The organism is Kribbella sp. C-35 (assembly GCF_046549195.1).
Lineage (GTDB): Bacteria > Actinomycetota > Actinomycetes > Propionibacteriales > Kribbellaceae > Kribbella.
Genome location: NZ_JAJPWG010000004.1, coordinates 495,831 through 518,712, shown reverse-complemented (window position 1 = coordinate 518,712; position 22,882 = coordinate 495,831). Strand labels below are relative to the sequence as shown.

The window sequence follows — 22,882 nt, the reverse complement described above, 5'->3', positions numbered from 1 at the left end:
ACGTCATAAACACAACGCCGGCGCCAACACGGTCGGCGCCCCATGCCGACCAGTTCCACCGACGAACCTTGCTGATGCTCTTCGTAGCAAGCTCGTGACTCATTGACAGGTGTCGCTGCAAATACCTGCAGCTTCGCGCGTTCTGGTTCCCAAACGCTTGATCGATTGGCAGTATGCAGAGCGTTCGGCTCTCTCGGGGGGAGAGAGGTCGTGATGACCGAGAACACGCCAGGCGAGGCGACCGTGAGCAGCTTGGCCCCTTTGCCGATCGGCCCGCTGGGCTCGGCGAGGTCGGTCTCCGCCGGTGAAGATGCCATGTCCGGATGCGCCCGCGAGTTGGCCGCAGCCGAGAACGTGCTCGCCGCCGCCAGGGTCGGGATCGGGCACTGGGCCGAACACGTACAGGCTCGCACCGAGCTGCTGGCCGGTATCAAGCCGAAGGTGTCAGCGATCTGGAAGGGCACCCGGCTGGCCGGGCCCGCCGACCTCCAGCGGTACGACGACGACGCCAAGGTCCTGGCGACTCTGAGCGGAGTGTGCTCCGCGGTCACTGCAACCTCGAGCGAACTCAGCGTGTGCAAGCGGCGGGCGCAGGTCGTCGGCGACGCGCTGGCAACGGGCCGGGCGGCGATGGGCGATTGGCGATCGCACCAGGCCGCCATGGCCGCCCACAAGGCCGGTGATTTCGACGCGGCGCATGCACAGACGCTGTGGGTGGCTGCCTGGACCGCCGCACCAAAGAACATCAATGCCTTCAAGGCAGCCGACGCCCGGCTGTCCACCACTCCTCCGTGCCAAACCTGAGTCGATCACCGGGGGTCCAGCAATGCGGCGACCTAGTTCGGAGTCAGTGTCTCGCCCGGGTGGTGAGGACGGCCGCGACCTCGACCAGGGCTGCCGCCGTGCAGAGGGACACGATGACCAGCAGGATCTGTGGTGAGTCGATGAGGGCGAGGAACACCGCGGCCGCGAGGAGGACGACGAAGACGATGGCGGCTGCCGCGACTTGCAGCTGGTCATGCCGCCTGGATCGGTCATGCCGGCTTGCGTCGCGAGGCTGTGGATCGGTCGACCGCACCACTGGTCACCTCGCCTCGATGCCCGGTCGGTGAACAGGTTCAGGTACCCCGATCGGCCCAGAGCCAATCCATGCCGACTGGTCCGCGGCGTGCAGTCGATGGCCTGTCGCAGACCGGAGTCACCACCGCGGCAGCATTACAAACCCCACCGACGTTCGGGACGGCCACAGCCACGTCGGGTACCGCAGTGTCGCCGCTGACACATAACCGCCTCGATCAGCAGCGCCAGGTCGGCCTTGGGCTGTTGGACGGATGGCGAGTTCGTTCACGTCGACCCCGGGTGGCTGACCGATCGCGTAGCCCATCGCGGCGGCTACCGCGGTGCGGCATGGCAATCTGCATCATCTAGGGGCCAATGCGAGTCCTCCCCCCGCGCCGGCGGCCGTCGTCGTTCAGGGTGGTGCTGAAGTCCAGGCGCTGTACCGGGAGGGTCAGGGTCTTGAGTAGGAACTGCCGGGTCGGTTTGGCTATGGCAGGCATGACACGTCGTCGAAGTGGCCTGGGGTTGTGGGATAGGCACTCCCGGCGTTGGCACCGGCGTCCTTGGGGTAGACCAGTGCCAGTTCGCGGAAGGCGGACGTCGTCGGGTCCTTGACTGCGTCGAGCGAGGCGCCGACGCCGGTCCCGTAGGCGAGTCGCTGGAGGAAGTCTTGCATCGCCGGGCTGTGCTGGCGGACGTCGTTGAACCCGCCGTACGCCGAGTTGCAGTGGGTGTACAGGTTGTACGCGCCGGTCCAGTCGAGCAGCCGGTCACCTGGGTTGGGGCCGTTGTCGGCGACGTCGGCCTGCAGCACGTCGCGATCCCAGCCACCGTAGATCCAGTCGATGCCCTGGTGGTGTTGGTGGGGCCCGGACGAGTTGGTGTCGGTGGCGTCGAACCAGCTCTGCGGGTCGATGCCCGGCCGCGGCCGGTAGTCGAGCACGTCGGCGCCTCCGGTGACGATGCCGTTGGCCGAGGTGCCGGTGCCGCCGTGGCCGCCGAACAGGTAGTCGACGTACGCGTCGCCGGTGCCGCGGTCGTTGGGGTTGGCCGGGTCGTCGCTGCCCTTGCCGCCCCACATGACGTCTGCGCCGTCGTCGCCGTACACGATGTCGCCGCCTGAGTCGCCGTTCATGAGGTCGTCGCCGTAGGCTCCGTGCATCGTGTCGTGGCCGGCGCCGCCGCGCAGGAAGTCGTTGCCGCCGACCGTGAGGCCGGGCGCCTCGACCGGGTTGCCGTCGCCGTTCATGTCGCCGTCGCCGTCTGCGAGCAGGTCGACCCGTCGGTCCAGGCTGCCGGGCTGGAACGCCGTGTACTTCACGGCGGGCGGCTGTTTGAGGTCGACGGTGTACGACGCGGGGTCGCCCGGGCTGCCGTCGATCCGCCGGTCGACGATCACGCCGCGGTCGCCGATCATGGCGTCCTCGTCGGCCTCGCCGAACATCCGGTCGTCGCCTAGTTCGCCGTACATGTCGTCGTTGCCATTGCCGCCGTGCAGTTCGTCGTTGCCGTCTTGGCCCCATTGGTAGTCGTCGCCATCGTTGCCGGACAGGTAGTCGTCGCCGTGGGTACCGGGCGGGCCGGCGACGTCGAACCGGTTGGCCTGGCGGACGATCGTGGTGGGGTTGGCCTCGACGTACGTGGTGTAGGCGCCGTTGGCGAGGGTGCGCAGTAGCTGGCCGTTGTCGGCGAGCTGGAAGTCGGCCGCGCCGTCACCGAAGATCACGTCGTTCGCGTCGCGGAATCCGCGCAGTGAGCTGCCGCCGAGCTGGTCGTCCTGCCCCGGCGCGCCCTGCGCGCCTTCGAGCTGGTCGGCGGGGCTGCGCGCGCCCGCCAGCACGGCCGGCATGCCGGGCACGCCCTGCGGCAGCTTTTCGGATGGGGTCACCGCGGAAAGCAGGGTGTCGCCCCATTCGTAGTCTCCGGCGCCGTTGCCCTCCATGTAGTCGTCGCCGCTGCCGCCGGAGATGTAGTCGGTGCCGTCTTGGCCGAACAGTACGTCCACGCCGCTGCCACCGGAGATCTGATCGCCGCCGTAGTTGGCCGGTGCCGGTGGGGCTTCCTTGTCCAGTAGGCGTAGCGAACGCTGGTGGGTGATGCCGAGCTGCAGGGTTCGGTAGTCGCCGGGAGTCGCCGGTTCGGGCGGCACCCGGGTGATGACGCCGTTGTCGCCGAGCACGCTGTCGGCGCCGTCGCCGCCGTAGACGAAGTCGTCGCCGTCGGGGTCGCCGATGCCGGGTGCGGACTCAAGGGCGCTGCCGCCGATGAGGTCGTCCTCGCCGCCGTTGCCCTCGATCAGGTCGCCGCCCTGGTTGCCCTGGACGAAGTCGTCCGCGGCGTTGCCCTTGAGTACGTCGTCTCCGCCCTGGCCGAAGATCCGATCGCTTGCGTCGTTGCCGTACATCCGGTCCGGACCGCTGACCTGCGCCAGTGTGGAGCCGGTCCGAGTGCGGTCGAACAGGGTGACGGCGCGCAGAACGCCACCGGTGTCGGTGTCGGTGCGCCAACGCCCGTCAGCGTCGGTCGGCCGGTCGACCGCGCCGTTGTCGCCGATCATGACGTCCTCGCCGACATTGCCTTGGACGATGTCGCCCTCGTCCGGCTTGACGTCGCCCGGGTGCACCGTCGAACTGCCGCCGATCAGGTCGTCCTGGTCCGCGCCGGTGCCGACCGCGTCGAGGGCGAGACCGGTCAGGATGTCGCTGCCGCCGTTGCCCTCGATGTGGTCGTCACCGAGACCACCGTCGGCGGCGTCGGCGTCCATGCCCGCGTACAGATCGTCGTTGCCGTCGTCCCCGTAGAGATGGTCGGCGCCGCCGATGGTGTCTGCGTCGAGCAGCGCGACCACCCGTTGGATGCGCCCGTCCGCGGTGCTGGTGGTGTCGGTGCGGACGATGCTGCCGTTGTCGCCCAGGATCACGTCGGCGCCGTCGCCGCCGGAGAGCACTGGGTCGCCGATGTCGCCCGAGGACGAGGTCGACCCGCCGGCCACCGCGTCCGGAGTTGTGCCGCCGGCGAGGTCGTCCTGGCCGGACATGCCATACACGCGGTCGGCGCCGGCATTGCCCTCCAGGTGGTCGTCTCCGGCATCGCCGTACACCTGGTCGTCGTCGGCGTTGCCCTCGGCAACTTCGTTTCCGGGGCCGCCGTGCAGTACGTCGGTTCCCGTGTCTCCGTAGAGGTGGTCATCGCCGTAGTCGCCGTACACCTGGTCGGGACCGGAACCGCCGAACGCGGTGTCGGCGCCGTCCTGGCCGCTGATCACGTCGGCGCCGCTGTGGCCGCACAACATGTCGTCACCGGTGCCGCCCTCGAGCGAGTCGGCGGCGCCCTCGCCACTGATGGTGTCGGTGCCGGAGCCGCCAACGACTCGGTCGTTGCCGTCGAGGGAGTCCGAGTCCTCCGTCGGCGGGGTCGACCGCGGCTGCTCAGGTTTCGGGGCGGCGCAGTTCGCGGCGCCGGTGTCGCCGAACATCGTGTCGTCACCGCCCGCGCCGTACACGGTGTCGTCGCCGTGGCCGCCGTACACGTGGTCCTTGCCGTCGGCGGGCGAGCCTGGCTCGCTGGACGCGGCGCGCAGTCCGGACGTGTTGCCCGGTGTGTCCCGGTCACCGAGCACGATGTCGTTGCCGTCGCCGCCGTAGACCCAGTCGTCACCCCCTCCGCCGCGGACCGCGTGCAGCCCACGGGCGTCGGTGAACCCGTCGTTGCCGGGGCCGCCGTAGACGAAGTCGTCGCCGTCGCCGCCGGACAACTCGTCGGCGCCGCCATTGCCGTACAGGTGATCGTGGCTGACGCCCTTGACGGAATGGCCGCCGACGTTGTCGTTGCCGTTGCCGGCGTACACGGTGTCCTCACCGGTGCCGGTGTCGATGGTGTCGGGGCCACCCTTCTCGTCGCCCGCGTCGTCGGCGCCGAGGCTGACCTGCTCGTCGCCGTAGATGGTGTCTGTGTCCGGACCGCCGGCGACCTGATCGCCGCCGAGGCCGCCGACCAGCGTGTTCTCCCCGGAGCCGCCGCTGATCGTGTCGTCGTTGCCGTTTCCGAAGGCATGGTCGGTGCCGGGGCCGACATCGATCGCATCCCGGCCGTCGCTGCTGATCGCGTCGTCGTGTGCCGCGGGCGGCGTCGCGCTGTAGCTGGCGCTGACTTGCAGCGACGCGTCGCCCCAGGCCTTGTCGTTGCCGGTCAGCGTGCTGATTCTGTCCGCGTTGGCGCCGCCGCTGACCAGGTCGTCGCCACCACCGGTGGTGATCGAGTCGACACCCGGACCGCCGTCGGCGGCGACCGGTATGCCGGCCTTGGCGTCGACCTTGATCTGGTCGTCACCGTTGCCGCCCAGCACCACTGCGGGCAGGTCGAACTGGTGCACGACCGCCTTCTGGCCGGGTTCGACGCCGCTGCCGTCGCCGAGCAGGTTCACTGTCTCCTTGCCGCTGTAGCCGCGCGCGTCCACGACCACCCGCTTGGCGCCGGGGAAGTCGTGGTGGTAGCGCAGCAGGTCGACGCCCGCGCCGGTAGGCTTGCCGCCCGCATCGCGCAGTACCCGCACTGTCACCGACTCGTCGGCGTCTTTCTGTGGGGCGAGGTCGTTGCCCCAGCCGCCCTTGCGGTACGTCTCCTTGCCGAAGGCCCCGACGTGCACGATCAGGTCACCGTTGGTGCGCAAGTCGGCCAGGATCGGATCGGGCCGCGGCTTGCAGCTGTGGCTCAGATCCAGCAGCGTGGCCTCGAGGAGCTTGAAGGCCCAGGTGCCGCCCACCAGTGGGACGTCGATGCTGAAGAACGCGAACACGTCGGCCGAGATGCCGCCGTTGGCGTCGAACAGGCAGGCGACATCGAAGTTGCCGGCTGCGTCGCGGCCGACCTCGGCCAGCCGGACCTTGCCGTCGCCGTTCCCGGTGCCGGCCTGGTCGGGCTTGCCTGGGCTGTCGGTGTCGTGCAGGTCGAGGCCGACGGTGAGCTTGATGTCCGCGCCCACGCCTGCGCTGATCACGCCGAGGGTCACGCCGGCCTTGACGAAGGGTCCGCCGTCGATGGTGATCTCCGGCCGCTCGGCGCCGTTGTCGTCCCAGTCCTGCAGGTAGAAGCCGTCGGCGAATCGGGGCGCCTGCTCACCGGCCTGCAGCGCCTTGCGGATGCCCGCGGTGTCGAACCCGGCCCGGAAGCGCAGCGACACCGAGCCGCCCGCGCCGATCTGGATCAGCACCGGGATCGGCCCGATCGGGATCGGGCCGATCGGCACCGAGAACTGGAAGCCTTTGCTGAACGGGCCACTGTCGTAGCTGGCCAGCGGGACGTCTTGGCCGAGCAGCAGGCCGATCATGCTCTTCGGGTCCTCGATGATCGGCAGGTGGAAGCCGTAGCTGCCGTTGTCCACACCCAGGGCGCGCAGGTCGTCCAGTTGCTTGCCACACGCCGAGCACGCCTGCCGGATCTTGTCCTGCGCGTTGGCCAGGGTGCCGACGGCCAGTTCCTGGATGTGGTCCGGGGTCGGCACCGTGCCCAGCGCCTTCTGCGGGTCGATGGAGAACCCGCCGAGTTGCACCTGGCCCGTACCGGCGAACGTCACACCGGACCCGGCCAGGCGCAGGATGCGTGCGAGCGCGTTGAAATCGTTGTTTCCGAAGGTGCCGTAGAGCTGCATCAGGGTGAGCGTGGAGAAGTCGCCGCCGCCGACCAGTCGGCTCACGTCGGACAGGCCCGGGATCGGCGCGTTGATCGCGTCCACGACCGGCTTGAGCGGGCCCGTGACCTTCTTGACGTTGTCGTAGATCGGTTGCAGCACTCCGTCGAACAGCGGCTGCAGATCGAGACCGACGTTGCTGAAGGTAATGATCGGCAGGCCGGCGTTGCCCGGGCCGGCTCCGGTCAAGGTCCAGTGCACTCCGAGGGTGGCGAAGATGCCGGGCAGGTTGGAGTCGGCCGTCGCCTCGAGTTTCCAGTTGATGTTGACCTGGCCGGTCAGCTTGACGTCGAACAGCGCGCCCGGGTCGGCGGCCGCGGTGAGTTGGTCGAGGGTCAGGCGGTCACCGCTCGGGGCCTTCAGATCGAGGCTGAACGCGCCGGCGAACTCGGGGCCGGCGCCGGCGTCGGCGTCGCTGGCGTGCACCTTGACGAAGGCGAGGTTGCCGTCGAAGTCGGGCACTGTGACGCCGATACCGACCTGGAACTCCGGGCCCGTCGAGTCGGGGCCGCCGGTCGCAAGAGTGAGTCCACTCACCTTGTCGAAGCTCAGCGCCAGGTGCAGCTTCCACCCGACCCGTGCGTCGGGTGGTGACGTGGCAGACAGTTGCAGTGCCGGGATGCCGATGGAGAACTTCGGCTTGTCCGTCGGTGCGGGCGCGCACGGCTCGCAGCCCGAGGCGCTGTCGACAGTACCTTGCCCGAAATCCATCAGCAGCTTGACTCCGGTGATGGTGGTGGCCTCGGCCGAGTCGTCGGTGCATTCCGTCGTACCGCCGCACATGACCTTGGGGACGATCGCGGTGGCGCTCGGCACCTTCGCCTGGACGCCGTTGAGTGCGGTCTTGACACTGCCGACGGTGCCGGCCTTGGTGTCGGGCAGCGCTTGGAGCGCGCCGCGGAGCTGTGTCTGCAGGGTGTCGAGGAACTTGGTGCCTTCCTGCAGGTCGTTGCCGACCAGCGGGAGCTTGCCGTCGAGGCTGGCGGTCTTCAGCCCTGCCTTGAGATTGCCCGCAAGCGGGTCGACCGCGGCGGACATGGTGCCCAGCGGAAGGGTGGTGGCGGCCTGCGCGGCGCCGAAGTCGCTCGGTGCGGAGCCCGGCGAGCCAGGGGTGCCCATGAGGGACTTGTCGGCGGCCAGGTCGGTGTCGAACGCCCCATCCAGTGCGGTGCCGTCGGACTTCGCGGCCGGCAGGTGCGCGCAGACCGCGTTGCCGCAGCTGGTGGTACCGGCACCCAACGTGCCGGTGAGGCCCTTGACCCAGTCGGCCAGCGACACGGTGCCGTCGGCGGAGTTGGCGAGGCTGAGGGTCGGCTTGGCGTCGATGGTTGCGTTCTGGCTCGGCCCGAGGGTGAGGGCCAAGGCACCCGCAGTGGCGGGGTAGCGACCGGCATCCACGGTGACCTGCGGCTTGATCGCGACGGTGGAGCCGGCGCGGACCTTGACTGTGGCCGGCGTACTGGCGTTGCTGGCGTCCAACGTCACGACCAGGTCGACATCGGCGGTGCTGGTGCCGGTGACCGGCAGCTGGCCGTCGTCGCCGGTGCCGGTGAGCCGCTGCGTGGCGCCGTCGTCGGTGAACTCCAGGCCGAGCGGGCTCTTGGTGCCGTTGAGGTCGTGAACATCGGTCAGGTGCAGCACCAGGGTGTCGCCGTCGACCGCGAAGCTGACGTTGTCTTTGCCGAGCCGGTTGGTCAGGGCGGCGACCAGGGCCTGCAGATTGTCGGGTGGGGAGGCCACAATGTCGGCCAGCGCGGCCTTGAGCTCGGGTGACTGCGCGAACCGGGCGAACGGTTGGCCGATGACCTGTATCGGCTTGGTCAGCTGAGCGGAGGCGCCGGTCGCGTTCGCAGGCAACTGATCCAGGGCCGTGGCCAGCGTGGACAGCGAGTTAGCGATCTTGCCGCGGAGGGCGGCAGGGTTGCCCGGGTCGAAGAGGAACGGTTTGACCCGCTCGGCCAGACCTGCGGAATCGACGACGGCCGTGGACGGCTGGGTGATGTCGGACTGGCTCGCGCTGACCCCGTCGGTGGTGCCGGTGAAGAAGTCCGGTGCGCCGGGGACGGAGGCGTGCATGCCGGTGGCTGACGCCTTGCCCTGGGTGACGTAGTCCAGCAGTGTCGTCGAGTTGGTTGATAGCTGGGTCACCAGCGTGGTGAGACGGATCAGGCCCTGGTCCTTGAGGCTGATCCGGATCATCGGGTCGGTGGTGCTCTGCTGGATCCTGACCTGGCCCCCGTTCAGGGCCACCTGCAGGAACCCTGCGGTGCCGGCTACGTCCTTCACCGGGCTGGCGATGAGCGGGTTGGCGACGAGCAGGTCGCCACCGGTGCCGACCAGGATCCGGTCGGCCGGAGTGGGCAGGCTGTCCACGGGGTTTCGTGCCAGTACCGTCGTCGTGTCACCGGGCGGGTGAACGGCGAGCGTGTACGGGCAGGCGAGGCTGTCCGGGTTGACCTTGGGCTCGCTCGTGTCCGGATAGGTCTTGCAGTCGTCGCCGAGCACCGGCGGGCGCAGGTCGAGAACCACCGGGATGGAAAGGTCGTAGCGCGGGATCACCTTGGTAAAGGACTGGGAGTCCTTCGCCGCGTTGGCGCCGGCCAGCCCGGCCGGCTTGAACGTGTCGCCGAACTGGACGGTGGCGTCGGCGAGATCGACGGGTGTGTCGGCGTGGTCGAACGCGTTGAGGGTGAACGAGAACTGTGAGGTCGTGTCGTCCCAGTGCACGCCGCCAATGCTGAGGCCGGCCCGGTCGCCGACCGTGGTCGCGTTGAGCTTGTCCAGAAAGTCTTGCAGGGTAAGGAACGTCGCGTGGCCGTTGGCGTCGGTGTTGGCGGTGACGAACGCGAGCAGCGTCTCGTTGGCGCGTACTGCGTCGGACAGGGTGCCGTTCAGCCAGGGGAGGGCGACATCGCCGTGGCCCGGTGCGGCCGAACGTTGCTGCTGGACCGCTCGGACCGCTGCAGCCAGCCGGGCGATCGCGGTGTCGAGGTCGTCGGCGGTCAGGTTCTGGAACTTGGCCATCGTGTCGTCGATACCGCTCGTGGTCACGGCGGTGGCGTCGTCGACCGCGGTGGTGAGGTCGTCGTCGACAGTGATCGTGGCGTCGGCGACCGGAATGTCGAGTCCGGGGTGGGTCGACGCGCCGACCGTGATCGTGCCCTTCGCGGTGCTGGGCTTCGCGGTGTCGTAGCCGGTGCGGACCACCTCGCCAGGCAACAGAGTGGTGAGCTCGCCGTTGACCGGCCCCGCTGCGGTCGGTTCGGTGAAGGCGAGTCGGCCGTCTCCGTTCGGGTCGTCGAACCTCCCCACCAAGTTGGCGGCGTACTGGAACGACGAGCCGTGTACGCCGACCTTGAGCAGGCCGATTGCACCGTCGTCGGTGGGTGACGGTGGGATCTCGCCCACCGCTGCGATGGTCATAGTGGGCGTGGTCGCGTCGCGCACCAGCGAGAACGCCTGGGCGGCGGTGTCGTAGGCGAAGGTGAACGAGGCGTCGAACGCGAGGTTGGTGTGCACGCCCTTGGCCAGCCGGAACGACACCCTCGGTGCCGCGCGATCGATCGTCAGGGGTGCGTCGATCGTCCGGAACACGCGTAACTGCAGTTCGAGTGTCTCGACGGTAGAGCCGGCCGAAGGCGCGGTGGTGTGCGCGGTGACGCCGCCGGTGCGGCCGTCTCCGAGATCGAGGTTGCTGCTGGTGCGCAGGTCCTCCAGGTCGGCGAAGTGGGTGGCGTCTGCGGGGATCCGATCCACGATCAGGCGGTCGAAGATGTCGCCGAGGCCAACCCCGTCCGGCGATCCGGGTGCGATCTTGATGTACGGCAGGGGTTTGCCGAACAACCCGGCGTCGGCCAGCCCTGCGGCGAACGTGCCGAACCGGCGCAGCCCCTGCGTCGTGGCGCCGACGTCGGCGTCGGCCGCCACCGCCACCACCGGCAGCGACGGCAGGCTCAGCACGGCCACGAACATCGGCACGAACAGCACCCGCAGTCCTCGAGCAGCCTTCCGCAACCTCGACATCGTTCCCCCTCGCAGTACGCCTTGATCCGGCGACGGTCCGACGGTCCGGTCAAAGCGGAGTCAGGACCCCGGTAGAGGGCCCTGACGGTAGGTTGCTGGCACCCGCCTGCGATGTCGCGAGTAGTCGACTACCTGTTTCGCCGCCGAGCACCGCGCCGGGCCTCCGGGGCTGATACTGCGGTGCTGACTCTGCGGTGCTGACTCTGGGGCGCCCGTCAGTCTCCGCGGAGCAGGGCGGCGAAGTGGCTGCGGTCGGAAGTGCCCAGTTTCGCGCCGGCTCGGTAGAGGTGACCTTCGACGGTGCGCAGCGATATGACCAGGCGCTGGGCGATGTCGCGGTTGCTGAGTCCGGTCGCGGCCAGGGCGACGATCTCGCGCTCGCGGTCGGTGATGGGCAGCGGATGCAGGGTGGCCGCCAGGGCCGGGGTCAAGGCGCCCTCGCATTCGGCTTGCAGGCGACGCGCCCGCGAGCATGTCTGCTGGTGCGCGGCCCGGTACCCCTGGGCGAGGTAACACGCCGCTGCCTGCGCAGCCGCATCCGCTGCACTGAGCAGGTCGCCCATGTCCTCAAAGGATTTTGATGCCTCGAGCAGGCCGTCACCGTCGGAAGCGGCGAGAGCGACGGCCTGCCTGGCTGCGGCGGTGACGAGCGGGCCCTGGACGTACTGATCGAGCTCGACCAGTCGACCGGCACTGGTGGGGTCGCCGAACCTCACCGCGGTTGCGAGCGCGAAGGTCTCGAATCCCCACTCGCCGTGCTCGGCAGCACGGGTGGCAGCTTGATGTGCTTGCTGGACTGCGCCCGTGGTCGAGCCTTCGGCTGCCTCGACCCAGGCCCAGGTGAGTAGCCGTTCGGTCTCAAGAACGGTGAAGCCCGGATGGCGTTCGCGTTCCATCTCCGCGGCGGCGGCCCGGGCGGTGGCGCCGTCGCCCGCCATCGCGCAGGCGTTGGCCATCGTCATGGCGGTCACGTAGAGCCAGCCGGAGGTGTCGCGTCCACGCAGGCCGTCGAGGCAACGGGCGGCGACCTCGCGGGCCGCGCGTACCCGTCCGTTAGCCAGGTCGGCTCGACCGACGACGCTCTCGGCCATCAGGCTGTAGACGTCGGCCGTGTCGCGGACATCGGGCCTCAAGGTGCGAGCCAGGTCCGCGGCCTCGTGAACCCGGCCTGCGACGCACAGCGCCCTGACGTGCTGCTCTCCATAGCCGATTCTTGGCAGGCTGGAGTCGTACGACGTGGAGGCCGTCCGATGCTGGCGGTCCTCGGGTTCGCCGAACTCGTCGGTGCGTCCGATCGCCCCCAGAGAGGTGACCCGCGCCCAGCGCGCACACAATTCCACCTGCGCGGGTAACGGGTCCACCCCGAGTACCTCGGCGGCCAGCCGCAAGGCCGTGTCCGCGTCGCCGGACATGGCCGCGAACATCGCGCGCAGACCGTCCAGCAATGGCCGCAAGGCCTCGTCGTGCAAGGCCAACCGCGCCTGTTCCAGGACTTGCAGCGCGTCGGATACCCGGCCTTGCATGTAGTACAAGTGCCCAGCCCGGGGTGCGCTCGCTTGGAGCAACTGCAAGTCGTCGCCGGCCGCGTCGACCAACTTCTCGAGCGTCCGGTCCGCGGCCACCGGGTCTAAACCGAAGCCGAGCGCGTACGACAGCGCCAGCGACGCTTCGAACCCGCCGCCGGCCTGGATCGCTGCACTTGCCAGCCGCTGAGCGAGCTGCCAGTCGAGCGCTCGAAGGGCCACCTGGGCGGCCGCGGTGAGGAGCTCGGCGTCGGGGGGAAGATCGGAATCCAGCCTGAGGAGCGCCCGACGCAGGATGGTCGTGGGCGAGTCGGCGGGGAGCTCCGAGAACGCGGTGGCGATGGCGCCCCGGAGCCGGCGGGCTCGTAGCGTTCCGAGCCGGGCGAGCCGTACCTCGCCGTACAACGGGTGATCGAGCCGGACCACGGCCCGGTCGGCTTCGATGCCGACCCTGACCAGTCCCATGGCTTCGGCATCCTCGACGATCGGCCGCGGCGCCAGCTGCTCGACGGCTTGCTCGTCGAGTGGACCGGCGAGGGCGAGCACGTCGAGCAGGTCGGAGACTTTCTCGGGTAGCCCGACGAGCCTCCGGCCGACGAGCTCGGCCAGCTCCGGCGAGACGGCGAAGCCGCCGTCCCAGCGCCACTCGCCGGTGTGCTCGCCGAGGCGACCCGCGGCCAGCTCGCCCGCGACGATGTGGCGCAGAAACAGCACGTTGCCGTCCGACAGGTCGTACATCCGGTGAGCGCTTGCGTGATCGAGCCTCCCACCGAGCACGGCCGATACCAGGGCGGTGGTCTCCTCGAAGGACAGTGCCTGAACCTCGATCCGGTCCAGATAGTCGTCCTTCCACAGCGATTCCACCGCGTGCGGAGCGGGCTCGCCGCCGCGCACCGTCACCACGACGGTGGCCTTCTGCTGGGTGATCAGCTGCTGCACGAGGGATGCGGACAAGTCATCGAGGAGGTGCGCGTCATCGACGACGATCACCGGTTGATGGTTGCCCGCAACGGCGAGCAGCGCGTCCGCCGCGCGCTGGAGCATCCACCTCGGGTCGCCACCGACCTCACCGATCAGCAGCGCCAGAGCCCCCAGCGGCAGATGCTGCGATGACGCAGTGGCCGCGACCAACGATGTGGACCGGCCATTGGCTTTCGCCCTGGCCAGGGCCTCGCGGGCCAGGCGGGTCTTCCCGACCCCGGGTGCGCCGGCGAGCACGACTCCGCGCGCTCCCGCGTCGCGTCGTGTCGCCCTCTCGATCGCCGCAAGCTCTTCGTCACGGCCAGTGAGCGGCCAGTCCCCCATGGGTGAAGCCTAAATGGCCCCACCCGCTCCCGGATATAGATTAGGTGAGACCGTTGTGCAGATCCCGCTCCTGCCGCAGGATCGCCGCCAGCTTGGCCTCGGCCAGCTCCAGCAGCGCCGGCAGCGACACCGCCTCGATGCCCAGCCCGGACGCGATGACATCGTCGGCGGCCCCGGCGTCCCGCAGCCGCAACGCGACGGCGTACGACGTGGGAAGCCGGTCGATCGCCCGGGCCCGGGCATCCTTGCTGGAATCTGCGGTCACGAAATCCAGCCTGAGCGACAACCAGGTCGATTGGAACGAGTGGTCGTCCACTCCACTTCGATAAAGAAACGAGTAGCCCACCACTCATGCGCTTAGCACCTGAAGTCCAGGTCGACGTTGGGCCGCGCATACGAGACCATCCAGCCACCCGCGAGATCGGCGCCCCCGAGATCCGTCTGGATACGGGCAACGACAAGGCTTCTCCCCACCAGCAAGAGGGCTTGATCTTACGTACTAGGCCACGAGCAGCGAGTACGTCCTCCAGCGGCATCCCCAAGCCACAGACTGCTCGGCCGAGCAGAGCCGCCAGGTCGTCACCTTGTCGAGTGCCACGGCGGACAATTCATACGCAGACCCCGACAACCAGTACGGCTGTGGGTCGGCAAGTTCCTCAAGACCGTCACCTACCAACGCCCGACTGCCGAGGGCGCCAGCATCATCGCCCCCTCCACCGCAGCCATCGCAGATGCCGAACTACTGCACGGCCATGCCCCTAATGCGCGCTTCCGGGAAAACCTGGTGACACCGACCAACTGAACGGTAAGACTCTCCGCAACTCGATCGAGGGAGAGCACGAATTGGCCGACTTGCTGCTGGGCGGCGACCTGCCGGTCAGGCGTTTGGGCTTCGGAACGATGCGACTGACCGGTCCCGGGATCTGGGGAGAACCCAGGGACAGAACCACCGCCTTGCAGGTACTGCGTCACGCGGTCGGCCTGGGCGTGAACCTGCTGGACACGGCCGACTCCTACGGTCCGTTCGTCAGCGAGGAGCTGATCGCGGAGGCGCTGTATCCCTATCCGGACGACTTGGTCAATCGCGACCAAGGGCGGCTTCACTCGGCAGGGACCGGACGCGTGGCAACCGGTCGGCAGGCCGGAGTACCTGCGGCAGTGCGTCGAGATGAGCCTGCGCCGGCTGAAGGTCGAGCGCATCGATCTCTATCAGCTGCATCGGATCGACCCGCAGGTTCCGCTCGCCGACCAGCTCGGCGAACTCGATGACCTGCGGACGGAAGGGAAGATCCGTCATCTCGGCCTCTGTGCGGTCGAGGTCGACGAGATCGAGCAGGCCCGGGCACTGGTCGACATCGCGAGCGTCCAGAACATCTACAACCTGGCCCGCCAGCGGCATCGTGACGTGCTGGAGTACTGCACGCGGGAGGGCCTTGTTTTCATGCCGTTCTTCCCGCTCCTGGCCGGCCAACTGGCCAAGACCGACGGCGTCCTGGCCGAGACTGCCATGAGTCACGGTGTCCCGCCGGCCCAGGTTGCGCTGGCCTGGCTACTTCACCTGTCGTCGGTGACTCTTCCGATCCCGGGCACTTCGAGCGTCCTCCACTTGGAAGAGAACCTCGCCGCCGCGCAGGTCGAACTCACTCACGCGGAGCTCACTGCTCTCACCGAAGCATGGTCCGACGAGTCCTAGGAGTGGTCCTCGGCGGGTTGCGTGCTGTTCGCGATCAGTGCGGTGCGGGGTGCTGGGTGACAACGCGGTGTTGGCGGCTGGCGTGAGTTCCATTGACTCGGGATGTCGGTGAGAAACGTGTCACCTGCGGCAAACCACGGCTGGGTGATGGCGGCGGAATCAACTTCCCGCCGAAGGTTCCCCGAATCCGGCAGCCCTACAGGGAGTGCGGGCCGGAACCGAGCAGAGGCCGCCGGCCGCGAGCTGGCGCAGTACGTCGGTGAGCCTGTCTGGCGAGCCCCTGCGCCGCACCCCCTAGCGCCCGATAACGGCAGAATCACCTCCCGCACCAACGCACCAACGGAATGACCACCGGGAGGTCGGGCTATCAGACCTGCGGAATCCACAGGCGGAGCGGCTCGCCTGGGTCCTTCGATCAGTCCAGTGGGGGGTGTCGGCCTGGTACGGGCCGCGGCTCAGTCCAAGCGGAAGTTGCGTGTTGACTTGGATCATGGGCTTGTCGGCGCTCGGGGTGGGCCGAACCCGGTGGGCCACTTGGTGGTCTGATCCGTTGTCGCTCCAGTCAGGCGGGCATTTGCAAGCTGCGCGTGCGACAGGTCTGCTACCGACCGAAGTTGAGTGGGCCCACCGGGCCCGCACCGCGCTGCCGAACGGCCACTGCGGCGACACCAGGATGCCATCGGCAGGGCCAGCCGGGTCCTGCGCGCCGCGGAGGCATCCGGCGAGCCGGTTACGTACGCCAACATCGCCGCGGCCGCAGGCGTCAGCCGCTCCTGGCTCTACACCGAGCCCGAGATCCGCGCGGCCATCGAGCGGCTCCGAGACGACAACGGCCGGTCGGCCGCCGTCTCGGTGCCGACCCGGCAGCGTGCCTCTGCCGCTTCCCTGGTTCGCCGGCTGGAAGCCGCGCACCAGCGCAACCAAGACCTCAGCCGCGAAGTCGCCGAGCTGCGCGACCAGTTGGCTGCTGCTCACGGCGAACTCAGGGCAGCCCGGCGTCGACCAGTCGCTTCGTCCGTGGTCGACCTGTCTCAGCGCCGTCTGCAGGACTAATTGACTTGAACTCCTCTGCGATCCACGTTGTGCCCTGGGCGTGTGAGCGTTCCAACGGGTTGCTCAGTTACCGCTGCGGTGCCTTGACTCAGGCTTCCAGTCGGCGAACGGCTCGAAATCCGCTGTGTTGGTGATCCGAATCAGGTCGGTGCCGTCGCGCCTCGCGGTGTAGATGTCTTCTTGGCCGTCGGTGGATAGCGAGAACACGATCCTCGTCTCGTCCGGCGACCATCCTGGGGCGAAGGCGAAGTAGGTGCTGCCGCCGGTGCGAAGGTGGATCGGGGTCAGCCGGGCGCTGGCGGGATGGACCAGGAACAAGCGGCCCTCAGCGGTCGCGAAGATGATCGCCTGCCCGTCCGGTGACCAGTGGGCGGTCGCGAGTTCGTGTCCTTGGGCGAATCCGTAGGGCGTGAGCTGACGCGGATGGCTTCCGTCCGAGTGGGCGGTGAAGAGCGCGGTTTCTTCACCCTTGAATCGCACCAGGACGAACCTTTTGCCGTCCGGTGAGAAGTCGCCGAACGTGTCGGCGGCGCCGTACGGATTGGTCGTCAGCCGCACGGGATCACCACCATCCGATGCGCGGATGGTGAAGAGACCCGTCGGGTCAATGCCGAGGCCGCAGATCAGCCGCCGACCGTTGGGCGACCAGCCGCTGCAGTACATGTCGAACGGCGCACCAGGTGGGTCCAGCAGCTTGAAGTCGGAGCCGTCTGGTTTGACGGTCGCCGGACGGAACGGCAACAGCTCGCCGGCGTCGTCGAACCTCAGCAGGTTGCTGATCAGCAGCGACCGGCCATCGGGCGACCAGCTCGGTGAAGCAAAATCCTCAGCGAGGTACGGGATGGGGACCTGCCGGATCTTTGATCCGTCTGAGTCGGCGACGAAGATGTTAGCCCCGCCGCTCCCGGTCTGTCGGCTGAAGGCGATCTGACCGTCGGGTGCACCTTTCGCGTCGGCTGGCACGGCGACGGCTGACAAACCCAACGTCAACGTCAACGCCAGTGCCACCGCAGACACAATCGTTCGCTTCACAATGAGCCCCCTCGTCGCTCTGCACCCTCCCCGGCCTACGGCACCATGCTTCCCAGCACTCGTCAACGGCGAGGCGGCGGCGAAGCAATGGCTTGGAGCGCCTCGCCCGCCATCGCTGGTCGGCGCCCGGTGGATGATGCGAACAGTTGTGCTGCAGCCAGCCGCCGGGACAAGCAGACGACTTGGTTCCCCCGAAATTCGGTGAAGCTACCTTCACTGAACTGGTCAAGTCCGACGTGGAGCCTGCCGGAGAGAAAGGCCATGAGGAGAGAAACCCCCGCTGCCGCAACGAATGCGCTGCCCTGCCCGATCGAGGTCTGTTGTCCGCGATGCGAAGGGCGCAAGATGCGGGCATGCGACTCCCACAGTGGATGACCCTGGTCAACAAGTACGCCACGAACCGGTTGCAGCTCCTGTGGGCGCCATACCTGGTGCCGTGGTCGGTCGTGGTGCACACGGGCCGCCATAGCGGTTCGACCTACCGGACGCCGCTGTGGGCGTTCCAGCGGGGCGACACGCTGGTGATCGGGCTGATGTACGGCCAGACCGACTGGTGTCGCAACGTGCTGGCGGCAGGCGGCGGCGAGCTGCTCCGGCGGGGCCGCACCTGGACACTGATCAACCCGCGGATCGTGACCGCCGCGCAGTCAACCGACCTACCGCCCGGTACCCGGTGGGCAGCCCGTGTATGGGGGATCTCCCTGGTCGCCGATCTGCAGCCCGCGACCTGAGAGGTCGCGGGATCTTCCAGTCAGCCGAATGCAGCGCAGAGGGCGGCCGTGTCTCCACTGGCCAACTGGAAGTTCCCGGCTTGGAAGAGCACGTCGCCAGTCGTGGGGTTCTCCACGATCCTCCCGACATCGAGGCCGACAGTTCCCCCGTGTGGCAGGCGGATGTGGACGAGGAGGCCGGCGAGTGTCTCCGAAGCAGGGTTCCCGGAATCGTCGAACAGGATGACGTTGTTCCAGCGCTCTGTCTGGGGCAGCGATAGTCCGTTAGCACTCACGGTGAACTCGTTCGAGAAGTGGATGATCGCCCTGCTGATTTTTCCTGCATCGTCAAAGATGCGGCCCCCACCCCGGTCAAACCACGGCGACCGCGACTCACACCAGCCACACCGCCGCAGCGCCCCCTTCGCCGGCCGCACCGACACCACCACGACCTGCTCATCCTCATCGAACTCGACGTCCTCGACCACCGTCTGTTCGACCCCCAGCAACACACGCCATAGGCTGGCATTCCGCACGCCGTTCTCGGATCACCAGTTCCTGAGCCTCAACCAGCCAGGAACCTGAGTCAGACAACGGCGTGCGCCAACTCAGCCACGCAGACCCATCCACGGATCAGTCACAAGAGCCGATTATGCTCCCGTGACATTACTGAGCCACGGGGTCAGCCGCAGATCCGCTCCCGGGTCGGCAGCCCGACGGAGGGGGACGGATGAAGTGGCGCCGCCCCGGCCCAGGTGGCAGTGGCTGGGTTCGCCCTCGTCACGGTACTGGGCCCGCCTCCGGAACACGACATGGGCAGCGGGTCGTGTGTCTGGTGACCAGGCAGCTGCTCGACTTCATTGCCTTCGACGACGAAATGCGATCGTGAAGCCGACGGCTCACACTGGAAGTAACCGGATCGGCAGCAGGTACGCCGTGACCGTGGTCGGCAGGAAGCGGCCCGGTGAACCCTGGGTTCCAACCGCCCACCAGGGCCCGGAGGTCCCGACCTGAGAGGTATCACGTCCCGCCACCTTCCAACCTCCAGCCAACCCCCATTGTGGTGGCGCCGACAACGCTTCCACGTCGAGCTCTGCTCGCGGGCGTTGGAGGTCGCCGCCGGCGCGTGCGATCAGTGTGTTGGCGGTTCTCGGTCGGCAGAGGTCCGCTTGTCTGCGCGGATCCATGGATCGGTGATCTCGCCGCGTCTGATGGCGGCGCGTGACCGCCCGTCGTTCCGGTAACGCAACGGGACCACAGACAGCGGTAGGGGTTCGCCGGTCTGCCGCGATCGAGCTGCGACTGGCCGGAGCCCGGTGCGTGGGCCTGGACCGTGCTCCATCCACTCCGTGAGGGTCGGCCAGAGATCCCCGAACGGGTGCCGGATCAGCACCTCTATGTCGTCGGGTCGGAGCTCCGGTGTCTCCTCGTCCATGTCCCTAGCCTATGCGGCGCTCCGCGTTGTCGCAGGCGGCTGGGATTTGCCTCGGGTCAATGGGTCACGCAGGGGTTGCCGGTGGGGTGGGCGGGGGTGCCTTGGATGCCGGCGTGGGTCTCGCCGAGGGTGATGTCGCCGAGGGCTGTGTGGAGTTGGACGGCGCGTTGGGTGATGGTGGTGGGGGTGGTCGTGGTGGTGTTGAGTTTGAGGGTGCCGATCAGGAGCGGGACGGTGACTGGCCCGGTGCCGACCGGGATGATGATGCCGTTCACGCGCAGCGAGGTGATTGTTGAGCGTGCGGTGTAGGCCGGCTTCAGGCCGGTGCTGGTCGTTACGCATCGCGCCGTGGCCTGGCTGGTGATGGCGCCGAGCTCGATGGTCACGCCGAGGGCGGTGATCCGTGCGGATGCAAGGTTGGCCGCCGCGGTCGCGTTGTCCCCTTCGACGGGTGGCACGGCCAGATCGTCGGGCGTCTGGTCGGTGCGGACAGTGGCGCCTCCCAGGCGTACACCGAGAATCGGGGTCCCGAGGGCAGTGGTGGCGACGGTGCGCGCCGCTTCGGCGCAGGGTGCTCCGGCGGGGTTGGCGACGGCGGGTTCGTTGCCCAGCAGGTTGGCGGCACTGGCGCGGCACGCGAATCGGCCGTTCCGGTCGTCGTCGACGATCGTGCCGGTTGCGGTGCCGTCGGCGATGGTCGCGGCGGTCGGCGCCGACAGCTGGATCGTGAAGGTTTCGTCCGCCTCGTCGGTGCTGTCCTCGACTCCTCCGACGGTGACCTGCTGGGTCGCCTGGCCGGGCAGGAAGAGCAGATCGCCGCTCGCGGCTGTGTAATCCGAGCCGGTCGTGGCGGTGCCGTTCGCGGTGGCGTAGTGCACCGAGACCGGGACTGTCGTGGTTCGGTCCAGCACCACCGTGAAGGCTACCGGGTCGCCCTCTGCCGCAGTCGCGTCGTGCACCGAGACCGCGGGTACGACGACAGGCTCGTCGTCATCGACGATCGTTCCCACCCCTTGGCCGTCCGCGACGACGCCGCCGGACGGCGCGGAGAGTTGGACGGCGAACGTCTCGTCCGGCTCGTCGCTGGTGTCACCGAGCACTGAGATGGTGGCGTGCTGGACAGTCTGGCCCGGTGCGAACACGATGTCGCCGCTCGCCGGTGCGAAATCCGAACCTGCAGTCGCCGTGCCGCTGGCTGCGGCGTAGTGCACCGACACCGGGGTGGTCGAAGTCCGGTCCAGCGTCAACGTGAAGTCGGCGGCGGTGGTGCCGGAGTTGCCTTCGGCAACGGTCACGTCCCCGATCGAGAGCTGGGGCAGTGCGGCCGTGTCGTCGTCCACGATCGTGCCGACGCCCTGGCTGTCGACCACGACCGCGTTGCGGACGCCGGTCAGCGCGAGGGCGAATGTCTCGTCTGGTTCGTCGACCATGTCCCCGACGACTCGGACCTGGACCGGCACTGACACCTGGCCGGGAGGGATCGTGAAGTCGACGTCCGCGGCGGCGAAGTCGTCCGGTGAGGTCGCCGTACCGCCCGCTGTAGTAGCCCGGCCGGTGATGTTCGTCTGCGGCGACCGGTCGGCGGTGATCAGGAACTCGGCGATCGTCGTGCCCTGATCACCTTCGACGACCGACACGTCGCTCACGCGCAGTTGCGGCATGGAGCCGTCGTCATCGCGGATGGTGGCCACGCCGTCCGCGTCGTTGATGTCGGCGCCGGACGCAGCCGACAGGTGCAGCGTGAACGTCTCGTCCGGTTCCTCGACGAGGTCGCCCACCACGGGGACGGCGACCGTCTTCGAGGTCTCACCAGGAGCGAATGTCAGATCCACACTCGTCGCGGTGAAGTCGTCCGGCGAGGTCGCCGTACCGTCCGATGTCGCCGCATGCACGTTGACGGGGGAGCCAGCCGCCTTGTCCATCGTCACGGTGAACGAGGCTTGCGTCGTCGTACCCGAATCTCCTTCAGGCACGGAGACATCGCCGACCGACAACCGGGGGCGTGCGATCGGCTCGTCGTCATCGAGAATGGTGGCGACACCTTGGCCGTCCGCGATCGTCGCTCCGGAGGCGGCCGACAGTGCGAGTGTGAACGTCTCGTCGGGCTCGTCGATCGTGTCACCGACGACGGGTACGCTGACCTGTTTGCTGGTCTCGCCCGGTTGGAAGGTCAGGTCCAGGCTGGTGCCGGTGAAATCGGCAGGGGAAGGCGCCGTGCCGTCGGTGGTTGCCGCGTGCACGGTGACCGTGGTTGTAGCTGGCTGATCAATGGCGACGCTGAAGGTCGCGGGCGTCGTACCGGTGTTGCCTTCGGCAAGTGTCACGTCGTTGACGGTCAGAGTCGGGCCGGCAGCGCCGGGAACCGTCACCGTGACGGGCTGCGTCGCCACACCGGTGATGTTGTTGATCGCATAGTCGATGGTGCAGTGATAGGTGCCCGGTGCGGTCCCCGCGGCGACGCGCGTGGTCACAGCGAAGTCTGCCACTGTGCCGCTGCGCACGGTGCGTGATGCGGTGTCGAAGCCAACGGTCAGTCCGGTGTCGCAGGTCGCCTGCGGCCTGACGGATACGTCCAGGTTGTCCAGACCGGCCATGAGCGCATCGGCTACCTGATCGGCAGTGGAGTTCGGCATCAGCCGGCCGCCGGTCGCGTTGACGACAGAAGTGGCCTGGCCGAGCGCGTCGAGCCCGTTGCCGCTGGTGCCGACCACCGGTACGGCGACCACACGTGCGCCACTCGCCTGTAGCGCGTTGTTGGTGTCGGCCAGGGTGTGGCCGAGGCTGGGGTCATGCGAGACGGCGTCGCCGAACCACAGGATGATCCGGCTGCTGTTCGGTCGCCACGACACCGCGTCCGTGGCGAGCCGGAAGTGCGCGTTGATGAAGTCGGTCCATGGTGCGCCGCCGCCGAAGACGTCATGCGCCATGTTGTCGGCACCGGCGCGGACAGCGTTGGCGTCGTCGGTGAGCGGGGTGTAGACCGTGAACACCTTGTCGCTGTTGACCTGCTCCTTGTAGCCGGCGACCCCGAACCGCGCGGTCGGCTGTGACGCCCGTACGTGGTCGATCAATGCGTCGATGTTGTTGCGCACGTTCGCGACCACCGGATCGAGGCTTCCGGTGGTGTCGCCGAGGATCATGATGTCCGGCCGCGGCGGCACTTGTGGCGTAGTCACGTGGACGGCTGCCGCTGCACTCTGCCCGGGAGCCAGCGTCAGCTCGAGCGTTGCTGGATCGACGCCGTCCGCGTGCGCGGCCGACGGCGCGGCCACCCCGACACCAACCACCACGGCAACGACCGTCAGTAACCGCCACCCCGTGCTCGTCATGATGTCCCCCACCTGTGACGATTCGTCAGTGCAT

General features: G+C 68.4%; 9 protein-coding genes and 2 pseudogenes. 4 read left to right on the top strand and 7 right to left on the bottom strand.

Annotated features, from left to right (window positions below; all coding sequences use genetic code 11):
* Positions 1–213 precede the first annotated feature (213 nt).
* The gene (locus ACLJOO_RS28295) at positions 214–804 is read left to right on the top strand and encodes a hypothetical protein (protein WP_410790440.1); all 591 of its coding nucleotides are present in this window, start codon (positions 214–216) and stop codon (positions 802–804) included.
* A 43-nt stretch (positions 805–847) separates the two neighbouring features.
* On the opposite strand, the gene ACLJOO_RS28290 is transcribed toward ACLJOO_RS28295, so the two are convergent.
* The 4 genes from ACLJOO_RS28290 to ACLJOO_RS28275 form a co-directional block, all read right to left on the bottom strand.
* Positions 848–1,078, bottom strand: a complete 231-nt coding sequence (locus tag ACLJOO_RS28290) for a hypothetical protein (RefSeq protein ID WP_410790439.1) — start codon at positions 1,076–1,078, stop codon at positions 848–850.
* A gap of 468 nt (positions 1,079–1,546) precedes the next feature.
* Entirely contained in the window at positions 1,547–10,768 is a 9,222-nt protein-coding gene (locus ACLJOO_RS28285) for a hypothetical protein (RefSeq protein WP_410790438.1), read from the bottom strand.
* Positions 10,769–10,983: 215 nt separating this feature from the next.
* Entirely contained in the window at positions 10,984–13,596 is a 2,613-nt protein-coding gene (locus ACLJOO_RS28280) for an AAA family ATPase (protein WP_410790437.1), read from the bottom strand.
* Between the two features lie 40 nt (positions 13,597–13,636).
* On the bottom strand, positions 13,637–13,861 hold the full coding sequence (locus ACLJOO_RS28275; protein ID WP_410790436.1) for a hypothetical protein: 225 nt from the start codon (positions 13,859–13,861) through the stop codon (positions 13,637–13,639).
* Between the two features lie 635 nt (positions 13,862–14,496).
* Between ACLJOO_RS28275 and ACLJOO_RS28270 the strand changes: the two are divergent.
* Positions 14,497–15,289: pseudogene (locus tag ACLJOO_RS28270) on the top strand (aldo/keto reductase).
* Positions 15,290–15,907: 618 nt separating this feature from the next.
* Positions 15,908–16,342 (top strand): DUF6262 family protein, encoded by a 435-nt coding sequence (locus ACLJOO_RS28265; RefSeq protein WP_410790435.1) that lies wholly within the window; start codon positions 15,908–15,910, stop codon positions 16,340–16,342.
* Between the two features lie 63 nt (positions 16,343–16,405).
* Here ACLJOO_RS28265 and ACLJOO_RS28260 read toward each other — a convergent pair whose 3' ends face one another.
* A complete protein-coding gene (locus tag ACLJOO_RS28260; protein ID WP_410790434.1) occupies positions 16,406–17,374 on the bottom strand; it encodes a TolB family protein in 969 nt (322 codons plus the stop codon).
* A 353-nt stretch (positions 17,375–17,727) separates the two neighbouring features.
* On the opposite strand from ACLJOO_RS28260, the gene ACLJOO_RS28255 reads away from it, so the two are divergent.
* Entirely contained in the window at positions 17,728–18,105 is a 378-nt protein-coding gene (locus ACLJOO_RS28255) for a nitroreductase family deazaflavin-dependent oxidoreductase (protein ID WP_410790433.1), read from the top strand.
* A gap of 335 nt (positions 18,106–18,440) precedes the next feature.
* On the opposite strand, the pseudogene ACLJOO_RS28250 reads toward ACLJOO_RS28255, so the two are convergent.
* A pseudogene (locus ACLJOO_RS28250) lies at positions 18,441–18,620 on the bottom strand (ISL3 family transposase); the annotation flags it as partial.
* A 955-nt stretch (positions 18,621–19,575) separates the two neighbouring features.
* A complete protein-coding gene (locus ACLJOO_RS28245) occupies positions 19,576–22,848 on the bottom strand; it encodes a Calx-beta domain-containing protein (protein ID WP_410790432.1) in 3,273 nt (1,090 codons plus the stop codon).
* Positions 22,849–22,882 lie beyond the last annotated feature (34 nt).

What these genes read in the sequence shown, in the direction of transcription:
- ACLJOO_RS28285 (WP_410790438.1), bottom strand. Translation starts at nt 10,768, where the DNA reads ATGTCGAGGTTGCGGAAGGCTGCTCGAGGACTGCGGGTGCTGTTCGTG.
- ACLJOO_RS28245 (WP_410790432.1), bottom strand. Translation starts at nt 22,848, where the DNA reads ATGACGAGCACGGGGTGGCGGTTACTGACGGTCGTTGCCGTGGTGGTT.
- ACLJOO_RS28295 (WP_410790440.1), top strand. Translation starts at nt 214, where the DNA reads ATGACCGAGAACACGCCAGGCGAGGCGACCGTGAGCAGCTTGGCCCCT.
- ACLJOO_RS28280 (WP_410790437.1), bottom strand. Translation starts at nt 13,596, where the DNA reads ATGGGGGACTGGCCGCTCACTGGCCGTGACGAAGAGCTTGCGGCGATC.
- ACLJOO_RS28255 (WP_410790433.1), top strand. Translation starts at nt 17,728, where the DNA reads ATGCGACTCCCACAGTGGATGACCCTGGTCAACAAGTACGCCACGAAC.